This is a genomic window from Mangrovibacterium sp., from assembly GCF_059905295.1.
In genome coordinates this window covers 1-13,262 of sequence record NZ_JBZQJF010000258.1, presented here as the reverse complement: position 1 = coordinate 13,262, position 13,262 = coordinate 1, and the positions used below count along the sequence as shown (strand labels likewise).

General features: G+C 41.6%; 6 protein-coding genes. 3 read left to right on the top strand and 3 right to left on the bottom strand.

Features of this window, described 5'->3' with window-relative positions; translation table 11 throughout:
* The 3 genes from AC37HE_RS13355 to bamA all read right to left on the bottom strand — a co-directional run.
* A partial coding sequence (locus AC37HE_RS13355; RefSeq protein ID WP_500783349.1) for an ATP-binding protein occupies positions 1 to 1,932 on the bottom strand: 1,932 nt, incomplete at its 3' end.
* 226 nt (positions 1,933 to 2,158) lie between these two features.
* Positions 2,159 to 6,031, bottom strand: a complete 3,873-nt coding sequence (locus AC37HE_RS13350; protein WP_500783348.1) for a translocation/assembly module TamB domain-containing protein — start codon at positions 6,029 to 6,031, stop codon at positions 2,159 to 2,161.
* Positions 6,032 to 6,042: 11 nt separating this feature from the next.
* Positions 6,043 to 7,869 carry an outer membrane protein assembly factor BamA gene (bamA, locus tag AC37HE_RS13345; RefSeq protein ID WP_500783347.1) on the bottom strand — a complete coding sequence of 609 codons (1,827 nt, stop codon included), beginning with the start codon at positions 7,867 to 7,869 and terminating at the stop codon, positions 6,043 to 6,045.
* A 411-nt stretch (positions 7,870 to 8,280) separates the two neighbouring features.
* On the opposite strand from bamA, the gene AC37HE_RS13340 reads away from it, so the two are divergent.
* From AC37HE_RS13340 to AC37HE_RS13330, 3 genes are all read left to right on the top strand, one after another.
* Positions 8,281 to 11,022, top strand: coding sequence for a glycosyl hydrolase (locus tag AC37HE_RS13340; RefSeq protein ID WP_500783346.1), 2,742 nt, complete (start codon positions 8,281 to 8,283; stop codon positions 11,020 to 11,022).
* Positions 11,023 to 11,355: 333 nt separating this feature from the next.
* Positions 11,356 to 12,573: a response regulator gene (locus AC37HE_RS13335; RefSeq protein ID WP_500783345.1), complete on the top strand. Its 1,218-nt coding sequence runs from the start codon at positions 11,356 to 11,358 to the stop codon at positions 12,571 to 12,573.
* A 119-nt stretch (positions 12,574 to 12,692) separates the two neighbouring features.
* Positions 12,693 to 13,262: hypothetical protein (locus tag AC37HE_RS13330; protein WP_500783344.1), on the top strand; the 570-nt coding region annotated here is incomplete at its 3' end.

Here is a 13,262-nt window from a genome sequence, read left to right as displayed (position 1 = left end):
AATGGGAATACTAACAACTTCAATACATCCGGCTTTTATTGCATTTTCGCGATCTGCAATTAGAGAGTGTGCACTTAAGCCTATGATCGAACATTTATTACAGTAAGTTCTCATTTCCCGGATTAACCGAAAGCTATCTTCCGGTTCCGCTTTCAGGTTTATGATGATGATATCCAGAAAACAGTTTTCACTCATAAAATTGAGTACGTCCATATCTGTGCCTGAAGTTAGGATGTTAGCATGAGTGGTTGCCAGCAGGTTTTTCAGCAAAAACAGACTGTTTGGATCACTGTCAATCACTAAGAAACGATAGTCTGAGAAATCCGGGATTAGCAAGGCAGGTTTATTGGGATTTTCCTCGTTGAGGTCTGAAACCATAGTTACCGGAATTGAAACGGAGAAGGTACTTCCCTGACCAGGTTCGGAATGCAGACTTAATGTCCCGTTTAGTATTTGAACCATGTTTTTACAGATGGCCAATCCAATTCCGATACCCTGGAAGCGCCTTTGTGAGCTATCGTCTCCTTGTCTGAAATAATCGAAGATCATTTCTTTTTGCTCTTTAGGTATGCCAATTCCTTCATCTTTCAGATAGAACGATAACAGGTCGTTTTCCAAAGAAATCCCATACTCGATCGTCCCGTGTTGGGTGAATTTTAAGGCATTTTTAAACAGATGTGAGAAAATCTGGGTAAGCTTATGCTTGTCGGAAATGAAAGTCTGCTCGGCGAAGTTTTTGTCTGGTTTTAGTACAAGCTTAATTTCTTTTGATCTGTTCCTGCTGGCGATCAATTCATTCATGAAGGCTTTGTGCTGAACAAGCATGTCAAGTCCATTTAATTGCTCAGCGCGCACTTTAACTTCCGATTTTCGACCTACGGACAAGGTAATAACATCTTCAACAATCTGGAGGAGATAGGTCCCACTTTCTGATATTTTTGCGGCAAAGTTTTGAATTTGCTCCGGCGTTAGTTTTTCAGACTTAATTAAATCACTAAAACCAAGAATGGAGTGCAGCGGTGTTCTCAGTTCATGGTTCATGGTTGCTAAAAAGGCTGATTTTAGCCTATTACTTTCTTCTGCTTTTTCCTTTTCCAGGATTAATAGTTCGTGATTCCGCCGAGCTGTAATGGCATTTCCGATGGTTGCCGCGACAGTTTCCAAAAGTTTAATGTCGGACTCAGACCATTCTTTTTGTTTCACAACGGAATCGAAGCCCATGAAGCCAATCAACGTATTTTTATTCAGGATTGGAACCACCAATAACGATTTTATTTGCTGAGCTTCAAGAATCTCTTTTTCGGCACTGGCCTCTTCCGGCATTTTGCGAATATCGTAAATGTAGATGTGTTGTTTTTTACGAAGCTGTTTCATCCACCAAGGGAAAATGGAGCAAGGTAAATCCTGTAGGTTTTCAATCTCAGGCTGGATCCCGGGAGCACACCATTCGTGTGTGTTGTCCATGTGTTCGGCTTCTGCATCTTCTTCTTCATGAAACAAGAACAGGTAACTTCGGTCGATTTGGGAAAATTGCCCGATTTTATTGAGCGATCGGTTAATCGTATCATCAATACAGTCAAAACGGGCCTCCATAAAGTCGCTTGCAATTCCCGAAACCAGTTTTTCAATGCGATAGCGATAGTCAAGGCTCTGCCCCGTGCTTCCAATGTTCGAATAATCGTAAATCGTACCCGTAATTTGCGTGGGAATACCTTGCTCGTCAACAGCACTTACTTTGCCGTTAACCTGGATGTTGACTATATGACCTTTGGGATGGCGAATTTCGATGTTCTCGGAGAAGGAATTGTTACGCTCTGAGATTTGGGAAGAAAGCTCTTTGAGCCATTGATATCCTTCATCGGGTTTTACTTCAATCCAGTTTTCGCCATTTGATGTAGTTCGCTTTTCACCCGAATATCCGATTATCAGCATCGTAGTTTTGTTAACGAAAAATCGCTCTTCTGGGACAAGTACATGCCATACTCCAATGCCTGCATTACCTAATGCCTGCATGAGAAAATCATTTTCTTTTTTAGAGTTTGTAAGCATGGAGCTTGATTAAATTGAAAATGCAAAATACGGCCTTTTTAAGACTAAGTCAATAGCTGTTTGATAAATCGTGTAAACTAAACACAAATGAAGGTGACTTATAGTTGTTTTATTTGGCCTGAAGTTTGAAAATCAAGTCGAAGCCACTATCCTTGGTTGAGTTATTTAACTGCAGGAAGAGGAAGCGAAAAATCTCGTATTCGAGTTTCACTTCATAGCGGGAAAGATCATCATCGGAGCTGTTGCCAAATTGTTGTTGATAGCTGACAAAAATATCACTGGTGAGATATTTCCCAACTTCGAGACTGGCATTGTCAAAATTGTCCTGACTCTGCAAGTCGATATAGTCAACATTTAATTTGCTTCCTAAAAGCCGGCTGAATTGAGAAGCCAGTACTGATGCTGCAGCAGACTTGGCCATTGTTCCTCCGGTGACGCCTGATACATCACCTTGTTCCGAAACGCTTAGTTCATTCAGGCCCCGTCCAAAAACGATGTAGGATAAAGCGTCGCCTTCAGTAATGCTTTCATCGTTGAGGGTAAAGCCTACCGTAGGCTCTGTCGCAGTGCCCCCGACATTTACTGCCAGTGTTTTTGATTCACTGTTTCGGCTTTTTATGGTATAGGTGGCTGTTAGGTTTAAGCGCGGATTAATTTCGTCACCACCTTCAAAAGTAACAGTACCTTCTGAAACGATAAACGTTCGGCTAAACAACTCATATTGTCCCCTAACAACATTAATCGCTCCGAAAATTTCTACATTACCGGGGTTTTTCAAGATCTCAAGATCTCCGGATAGCTCGATGCGGAGATTCGGAGCTTTTATCCAGGTGTTTTTAGGAATTTTAAGTTTGATTCGGCCAATAACAGGAATGGATGAATGACTTTCAAGACTATCAGTCAATTGGATTGCTGGCATTGTTTCTTGTGTGCTGTCAATCAGGCTTTGTTGCTTTTGAAGTTCCTGAACCAGAATAGGGGTTGGGATTTCGGGGGTGTAAACTTTGCCGAACAGGTTAAGCAGTGCTGACAGGTAAATTTCGGATTGAGGAATCGATAAATCACCATTGAATACGATGGTGTCTTTTTTGCCGGAAAGCTTAGCATCACCCGATAGTTGCAGGTTAATCTGTTTATGGTAGATTGGGTTGAATTTGTTGAAGCGAATATTTAAGGTGGATTCTTTGAAACGACCTTTATAGAATACTGAATCGAAATAAATCTTTCCACCACCAGTTAACTTGCCGTCTGCGGTGCTTATCCCTAAAGTGTCGATACTGATTTTTTCTTTTTCGAGGGCTGCTTTGAATTCTATATTTCGGTAATCGACACCAAATTCACTGATTTTCACGTTGCCGTTGTTTAGCTCTAAATCGCCGTTTGGTTGCGGTTCGTTTAAACTTCCATCGAATTGAAATTTGCCGTTCATCAAGCCGGTAACTTCTGAATTTGGCAAGAACGGTTTGATTAATGCCAACGGCAGATCTGTGATTTGGGCACTGGCGTTGATATTGGAATCAGGTGAAAATACCGTTTCCATCTTCGATAGATCGATCACCAAGGGTGCTGATCCTTTTGCACGAAGGTCACCTTTTCCTTCAAGGGCTATATCCGAGTTAAAACTCAAGATCTTGTTTTCGTATTGCAGGGAAGCTTCGGCTTGCCGGAAACCCAAGTCGGCAATACGAAGACTGTCTATTTGAAGTTGACTATCGAGTACCGGCATTTGTGCTGTACCTGTTAATGCAAGTTTGAGATTCGTTAATCCTTGTACAGCAGTATTTATCTCGGTCGGTTCAATGATAGATTTTAGGTTTAACTGATCAAGGTTGAGCTGTAGATCGAGTATCCCTTGTTGGTCGACAACTCCATCAAGCCTGAATTTTGCGTTTTGGTTTGATGTCATTTCAAACTGATGGATGGAGTACGACGTACTGTCAACCACCAAATTGCTAGGATGTTGAAGTTGCCATTGTTGGTTGTAAATATTTAGTAGCCATTTGTTCAGCGTGATTTTCAGTTCTTTTTTCCAATTTAAGTTCGCATTGAGTTTCGTGTCCAGAAATTCATTGTGGAGAATCGCTTCAACTTCCAACGAATCGGTGTGAATCGAGCTTCTGGCTGTGATGGTATCCAGAGCAAAACCACTACCAGAGAGGTTTAGGGCATTCATGGCTGTTATAAACTCAAATCTTGTTGGGGTGATGTACCCTCTCGCGTTTAGGTTGGCTTGTTTGATCTGCCAATCTTCGTAGCTGTTATTCTGCAAATCCGCATTTGCTTGAATTCGCATTGAATCCGGCGTGCCGAAAATATGAGTTTGAATATTTGTGTTCGTCTCAAGTTTAATGCTGTCAGGTAGAAATGCATTGAAGGCATTCAGTGATTTTATTTGGGCGTCCATGTTCAGGTTCGATTGGCCAACAAGACTATATATCCCTTTTGAAGTGATCTGGGCCGATTGGTTGTGAAGATATAAGGTGTCAATATCAATCAGCTGATTGTGATAGCTTAAGTTTGCAAATGCTGTGTCAATAGGAATGCCCATTATGGTCGATGGTTCGAGCTGAAATTGAACTTTGCTTTGTATTTGTTTGGGATCGAAGCTTCTTCCTTGCGCCGATAGCTTAAAATGAAGATTGGTTTCCAGACTGTCGTTCTCTATAAACGGTTTTAGGCTAAATACCGATGTCGATAGCCGGGCCTGATATACCGGGCTGTCAAGCAGGTGCTGAACCATTGCAGATGCAGAAAGATCAGCAAAGTTTGTTTTCAAATCCACAGTGATGCTCAGTGTCTCGTTTCGGTAGGTATTTTGCGTTGTTAATTGCTTAATCTCATAGCCTGCGATTGATGTGTTCTGAATTAAGGCATTGCCCTGCAAGGTAAGTGTTTTCGGATTGGTGCCTTCGCCCTGTAGTTGCACTGATCCATTTAGGAGGGAAGTCTGGTCAGGGATTCCGCTCCAATCTTCCAACTTAATTTTTTCAAAAGTGCTGTTTAATCGGTATTGCAGATTTACGGAATCTGGTTGATTGAGCCAGGCAATAAGCGGGAATGCCTGGATATTTAGTTTGATTCTTTGTTCTCCTGCAGTCAGGTTTATGCTGGATTGTAGGCTGTCATGCTTTAAGTTGGAAGTCCAGTTTATTTTGGGATGAACATTAATTTTAAAATCCGGCATGGTAAATTGAAACTCATCAATGGCGAGGGCTTGTGTTTGAACCTGTAACGATGCATCTTTGGTTTCCGCATAAAGACCTTCTCCATTCAATTCATTTTTATTGGTTTGCAATCTCAGTTGCTGTAGATAAATCGTTCCATCGTCCTGCTTCAGTTGAAATTTGAATTGCTTAAGGGTAAAATCAGGTTGAATACAATTCATTTGAAAGGTATCCAGGTTTAGTTCTTGTTCGTTCGTGCTGTATTGGGCATCCAGAAGCATATTAATGTTCTCGATTCTTTTGGGGATCAGGCTATCTGTGGTCGATGTTTGAACCAGTCCACCGGTTATTTTGAATTGCTGTAGTTTGATCAACCAGTTAAATGGAGCATTACTTGAGCTGGTGTCAACCGGTTCATTTTGCTCCTTGACTAAAGAGGAAACATTCCAGCTCGAGTCGTTAAGTTGAGTTAGGTAAAGGTATGGTTGCTCAATATCAATTCGTTTGATGATTATCTTATTTCTCAGCAGGGGCCAAAGCTCGTATTGTAAGTTTAGCTTGTGAATTGAGACAAGGGTATCCTGTGCTTGGGTCAGACTAAGCTGGGTTAGACTGATGTGGGTGAAAAAGTTACCTTCCAGTTGGCCTATTTTTAACTGAGCATTCAAAAAACTATTGGCTTGTTGCTCTGCAATTCGTGCAATTCGCTGTTTTACCGGATGGGTTTGCAAAAGCAATAAAGCCAGGCATAACAGTACAAGAAGACTAGCCAACGACCAGGCTGCTATTCGAACTATTATATTGAAAAATCGCTTCATCTGAAATTGCTTTAAAATGCTTGTCCGACACTGAGGAAAAACCGGACTTTGTGTGTTTCGTACCAGACTGGAACACCAACGTCAAAGCGGATCGGGCCAATAGGCGTGTCGAACCTGATTCCACCACCGGTGGCATAAGCCAGGTCATTCAGTTTATACTTAAACTCATCAACCCAAACATTGCCGAAATCCAGAAAGCTCACCATGCTTAGTTTCCAAGCCAAAGGAATTCGAAGTTCCAGCGAGCCTTGCAGAACACTGCTACCGCCCAGGGGTTTGCCATTATCGCGTAGCGGTCCCAGTTCGGCTCGTTGCCAACCGCGCACGGAGTTGGCACCACCGGCATAAAAGCGGTCTTCAACCGGGATGAAGTGATCATTGTTACCCGACCGGATTCCACCGATCATTAGTCGCGATGCGAGTACGAGCTTGTTTATTTCCTGGTAGTTTCGGATATCGGTCCAGATTCGGGAATAATTGTAATCGCCGCCAAACAAGTATCCGTTTAGTTTGTAGGCCAATACGATATTTAGCCCTTTGGTTGGCGAGAATTTTGGGTCTGAACTATCATATAAAACACTGAAAATGATTCCGGATTTGTTGTATGGGATATCTTTTGTCGTTGTGCTAAGACTATCGGGTTCGGCATTGAAGTTTTTCACTTTTTCGAAATAATAGTTGGCTTGTGCCGACAGTTGGTCCGAAATCTGATCGGATAATTTTAGGTTAAAGCCGTGATCCTGAATTTGGTATCCGGGTTCATCGTAACGGCTGACGAAAGGGTTGATGGTGAGCGAAAAATTCGGATTAAGAAATTGAGGCTGTATCCAGTTAAAATCGATTAAATAGGGTGTTAGCGCGGAATGTTTCAGTTGAAGGCTTAAGCGCCGTGCTCCGCTAAGGAAACCTTTGTAGTTTAACTCTGCAAATGCCCTGAACTTATCTTCCGTTCCATAGCCAAGACCATAGCGAGAAGAGAATCGTTTTGCTTCTTCAATGTAAATGCGTACCGGAACCGGATTCGTTTCTTTGTTTGTAAGCTCAGGTTGTATGGAAAGAATTGAGAATAGCTGCAACTTATATAAGTTGACGCGACTTTCGTCGAGCAACTTCGGGTTGTATATTGTACCTTCCTCGTATTGAAGTTGCTTGCGAATGAATTTGTCTTTAGTGTGTTGATTACCCATTAGTTGGGTTGTGCCAAACTGACAACGCGGGCCAGTGTTGATAAAATAGCGTATGTTGACTTTCTTGTTAGCCTGATCCAGACTAAGTTTATAATCCGATTGAGCGTAGGCGTATCCGTTTTGGCTAAACGCATTTTTGATTTGGCTTAAGTCGGCTGTTAATGCATCGTCACGAAATCGATGGTGCGGTACTAATTTCAGTTCTTTTTTTATGGAGTTGAAAACAGAATCTTTATCGATGGAAGGTGATGGCGAGAGATCGGTTAGCGAGATTGAATCGACGATGAAAGGATTCCCTTGTTCAATGCTGAAAGTCAAATCTACCTTTTGTTTTTCGTCATTCTGTTTCGTTTTTGACAGATCAACCTTTGCGTTAATAAAACCTTCCCGCTGGCAACAACGGGTCAAACGATCGAGATCCGTTTCTAAAATTTGTTTCGAGTATAATGACGGCTCTTTCTTTGTGAGTTTTTGCTCGATATACGAAAGCGGATACATAACCATAGCATCCAGTAAAAGATCATCCTCAATTGAATCGTTTCCGATGAAGTTGATTTTTCTGATTTCATAATTCTCCTGTGCTCGCGTTTTTAGCCCGGCTGAAATGAGCACAAGCAGCAGTATGACATGAATCGGGACACTTTTTCTCATGTTCTGTTCGTTAACCCTCAGAGCATTTAAACATCAATTGGTTTATTGCTCCACCTAGAAACAGGTATAATTGAGACAAGACCATCTTTGATTCCAGGGAACGTTGAATTTTCGCTCATCATGAATAGTCCTTGTTTAATATCTTCTGATGAAACAAATTGATTGTTCTGTATTTAACCAAATATACAGAATTTCGCATTTATGAGTTTGCTTCTTATGTGAATATATTTTTCGATTATAAGGATGTTGGCAGGAGCATGCTGTCGAGAAGAGTTGATTCGTCAAATTGGTTATTGATATCAGCGATGTTATTTCATTGTTCAAAACATCGGTTTGAAGTACAATTGGGACGCTTAATTCTTTAATGCTAAAAAAACTTTCATTTTCTTCGTAGAAAATTGGATTTTTACTATGAACTACAAAAATTACTATTACCTGCTAATTCTCTTGTTTTTGGGAATTAGTTCCGAATCTTTTTCACAGGATGAAGGCTCACTAAAGCAATATTGGCCGACTATTACAAAAGAGGCAAAACCCTGGACCCGTTGGTGGTGGATGGGGAGCGCTGTGGATGCAGATAACATTAACCGATTAATTTCCGATTACGGGAAACATGGTATTGGTGGGGTGGAAATTACCCCGATTTACGGCGTAAAAGGCGAGGAGGCAAACAATATCGATTTCCTGTCGCCAAAATGGATTGACATGCTGGGTACAACTGTTAATGCAGCAGCGCAAAATGGCATGGGTGTCGATATGAATACCGGAACAGGTTGGCCCTTTGGTGGTCCGCAGGTTACCGATGAGTTTGCTGCTAAAAAAATGGAGTTTCATCAGCTGGGTGACCTAACTCAAAAAGAAGTTGAGCAGTATATCAACGAGATGAAGGACTCAGCTTCGGTTGATTTAATTGCGATAAGTGCCTCGAATAAATTAGGAGAGCGAATCGATTTAATGGATGATGGAGCTACTGTCGACCAAATTCCGGATTCGGACAGAACGGTTATCGGAGTTACGGAATCGAATACAGGACAAAAGGTAAAACGTGCTGCACCGGGTGGTGAAGGACTCGTATTTAATCATTTCTCCAAAGCAGCTGCCCTGCATTATCTTGAACGTTTCGATGATGCGTTTAACGGCAATCCAGGAGTGCGGTGCTTTTTTAATGACAGCTATGAGCTGGAAAGTGCCAGTGCTGCTCCCGAATTATTCGATACTTTTAAAAAACTGAAGGGATATGATCTAGCGTTGTATGCAGAGGAGTTGAGTGGTGTTGGTGATCCGGAAATTATTGAACGTGTAAAAGCCGACTATCGGGATGTTTTAGGTGAGATGTTACTTCAGAATTTCACAAAAACATGGACGAAGTGGGCCGAATCTCATGGTGCGATTACTCGCAACCAGGCGCACGGATCTCCCGGAAATTTGATTGATTTGTATGCTGCAGTTGGTATTCCCGAACTGGAAACTTTTGGGGCCACGAATTTTCCGTTCCTGCAATCGTTTATCGATGGAAGTGGTGCCAAACATACCCAAAGTAATAAGTTATTCAAGAAATTTGCCTCTTCGGCTGCTCACCAGAAAGGTGAAGCTCTGGTTTCCTGCGAAACTTTTACCTGGCTAAACGAACATTTCAATACGCCGCTTTATCAGTGTAAACCCGAATTGGACGAGATTTTTATTAAGGGTGTGAATCATTTGTTTTTTCACGGAACTGCCTACTCTCCCGAACGTGCCGGATGGCCGGGATGGTGTTTTTATGCTTCAATTCATATTGATCCCAATAATCCGCAGTGGGACGATATGAAGGCGATGAATGAATATATTGCTCGTTGTCAGTCGGTTTTACAGCAGGGGCAGCCCACCAATGATTTTCTGGTGCTTTGGTCACCAGACGATTACAATCACGATTCCAAATCGTTAGATAAAAAGTTGACCCTGCACAACTCGGAGAGCTGGGTGAACATGCCCGAAATAGAAACCTTGCTGAATAAAGGTTATTTATTCGATTTTACGACCGACCGGATTGTGTCGAATGCAAAGGTTGAAGGACGGAATGTGCTTACGTTTGGGAAAGTACCTTATAAAGCGATAGTCGTTCCAAAGGTGAAACACATCAAACTGGAAACTTTCCAAAAGCTGCTGGCCTTAGCCGATTCGGGAGCAACAGTCATCTTCGAAAGCTTTCCTGAAACGGTTTCCGGATTTAGGGATTACAAAGAAAAAGAAGATGAGCTGGTCCAATTTATTGCCGGCCTGAATTTTGAAAAACAAGGCGACTTGCAAATTGCGTCAAAAGGAAAAGGCTTTATTTATTTGGGCGACGTTGAGGGAGCGTTAAATCATGCCGGAATAAGCCGTGAAAAGCTAATGGATAAGCATATTAAAAGTATCTCACGAAAAACCGATCATGGTTACTATTACTTCATAGCCAATCACGAAAAAACAGATGTAAATGACTGGCTTGAGTTTAAAAATTATGCCAAAAATGCGTTGATAATGAATCCGATGAATGGTCAGGTTGTTATGGCTGAATCGGATGGTGATAAAGTGAAAATCAAGTTAGAGGCCGGTGAGTCGAGAATTATTTATTTTACAGATGATCCGGTTACCGGAATTGCTAAGGACGTGTCGTATGCCAAAGGAAATGAAATTCAGTTGGACTCAAAATGGACATTAAAAGCCTTGAAAGGTGGCCCGGCTTTATTCGAGGAGCAAACTTTAACGGAGCCGAAGTTTTGGACTGAACTTGAGGGTGACGATTATGCGAATTTTTCGGGAACAGCCGAATATGCCACCTCCTTAAAGTTGAAATCGAAAAAGGCGGATGATTACCTGTTGAAGTTTGATCGGGTAGAAACAGCCGTTCGTGTTTTTGTCAACGATCAGGAAGTTGGCACGCTTTGGAGCTTCCCATATGAAATTGCAATTGGCCAATATCTGAAGAAGGGAACCAATACATTACGTTTTGAGGTGAGTAACCTGGGAGCGAACCGTATTCGCTATATGGATCGCAATGGTATTGTTTGGAAGAAGTTTGAGAATATCAATATCGTCAATCTCGACTACAAACCACTTGATGCTGCAGACTGGCCGGTTTTGCCGTCAGGGTTGAGCGGGAATGTCAAACTTGTTGAGTTATTCAAGAAATAATAAATGAATATGGAAATCCCCGGGCAGCAGATGTTCGGGGATTTTTATGCTTTAAATTATTCATCGCAGCTTCACTGATATCGGGATGAAGCTGATCATTTCGGAAAAGGGATGTTAACCAGGCTGCAAGCAATGATGGCCCCGTTTTAAATGCATCCGAGATATTTACTAATTCCAAACAATGGAGCAGAGATCGACCTTCGTGAGCATAGTTGTAAATTAAGAATTTTGATTGGAAAGACAAGGTGAAGCGCATGTTAGGAAACAGGGACATGAGAAGGTTAATGTAACTTCTGTAGTATTATATTTATAGAAGGAAAAATTGCAGAAGGGATGAATAACAGGAAGATTTTGCTAGTCGATGATGATCTCGATAATCTTCGGCTATACCCAATAATGTTGAAGGATCTTAATTACACTTTTAATACAGCCAGTAATGGTAAGGACTGCCTTGAAAGAACCCGGCAATGGAGCCCGGACCTGATATTGTTAGATTGGAATATGCCGGTAATGGATGGTCTGGAAGCACTGACTAAGTTGAAACAAGATCCCGATTTGGCAGAAATACCCGTGTTGATGATCACTGGTTTTATGACTACTCCCGAAGATTTGAATACGGCGATGTTGCTTGGTGCAGTTGATTTCATGGAAAAACCAGTTGCTAAGTTGGAGTTAATTGCCCGTGTTCGGAATATACTTTCCATGCGTGAAAACTTAAAGGCGCTGCAGATGGAAAATCGTTTATTGGAGAACAATAATGGATTTATAACATCGCTGCTTGAAAGTATTCCCCAACCGGTATTGTATTGCCAGACTGACGGGACCATTGAAATGTGTAATCGTTCGTTCGAGTTATTGGTGGGGAAGGAGCGCGAAAATTTAATGGGTCAATCTGGCTATTGCTACGGATCGGTTGAAAATATTGATCACCAGATCTGTAGTGATGAGGTGTTGATTGGTGCAGGACAGCGTTTAGCATGTGAATCCTGCCGAACATTCGATAGCAGGAATTATATGTTGTCAAAGAATGTGGTTTACAAAGAAGAGGGAAATCCTATTGGAATTATTATGGTGTTTACCGACATAACGAACGTGAAACGGGAAAGCGATGAGACTGTAAACCTGAAAAAAATTGAATTGATTTCGAGTACCTTGAGATTAATGCACTTAAGTGAATCCCACAACAACCTGATTGGTGAGATGACTACAATATTGCCATATACGGGCACAAAAGGACAAGAGAAAATTAAACGTTTGCAAAAGAGGTACAAAGCGAACTTGGGAGATAAGGTGTTGAGTGATTTTGAATTCCGCCTGGAAAGTGCTTTTGATTCTTTTTTTCAAATACTAGGCGAGAGGTTCCCTTTTCTCACCGTTAATGAACGAAGATTGTGTGCTCTGTTGCGCTCCGGATTATCTTCGAAAGAAATTGCGATGTTGACTTGCCAAAATCCAACAAGTGTAGATGTTGCCCGCTATCGCTTACGGAAAAAGCTAAATCTATCGTCGGAGGAACGTTTAACTGAGTTTTTTCTTCGGATTGATAACTAATTCCGATTTCTGCTATTTCTTTTAGTCTGTATAGATCGTGTATAGGTCAATTGCTTAGACTATTCCGTTTTTTTATGGATTTTTGCTGGCGTAGAATCGCTAAAATCAATTGACCGAGAATGATGGAGATTTTTCCACGCAAGATACCCCGCAGGCTTTTGAATATTTCAATTATAGCTTTTGTCTCTCTTTTCCTGATGATCGGACTAATTGTTGGCTTGTTAAACGGGAAGGCCCAAATCAATGAAACACTGATATTATCGCAACAAAACCGATTGCAATTGCAGAGGACTTCAGATGTAAATGAAGCCTTATTGAATGTAGAATTGAAGTTTAAATCCTACTGTATTACTTACGACAGGGATTTGTATGATGATTATCGATACGGTGTTTCTAGGCTGCATGACAAAATCAGTCTATTATTCGAGCTTGATGAAAAGGCGAAAGACAGTCAGTTGGAGTGTGTCGGTAAAATGTTGGAGGACAAAGAGCTGGAGTCCAAGGTTTACTTTCAGTTGCGGCAGATTAGCGATTCTCTGATGCTTTCGTCAGAAGGGCTCTCTATGTTGGGGGATCGTGTTGAGCAACGGGATGATTTCGGAACCCAGGTGCGAGTTGATACAATTAGTATTACCGAGAGTACACAGGGGCATCGATCTGGGTTGTTGGGAAAGCTTATCGCGGCTTTT

What these genes read in the sequence shown, in the direction of transcription:
- AC37HE_RS13350 (WP_500783348.1), bottom strand. Translation starts at nt 6,031, where the DNA reads ATGAAGCGATTTTTCAATATAATAGTTCGAATAGCAGCCTGGTCGTTG.
- bamA (WP_500783347.1), bottom strand. Translation starts at nt 7,869, where the DNA reads ATGAGAAAAAGTGTCCCGATTCATGTCATACTGCTGCTTGTGCTCATT.
- AC37HE_RS13340 (WP_500783346.1), top strand. Translation starts at nt 8,281, where the DNA reads ATGAACTACAAAAATTACTATTACCTGCTAATTCTCTTGTTTTTGGGA.
- AC37HE_RS13335 (WP_500783345.1), top strand. Translation starts at nt 11,356, where the DNA reads ATGAATAACAGGAAGATTTTGCTAGTCGATGATGATCTCGATAATCTT.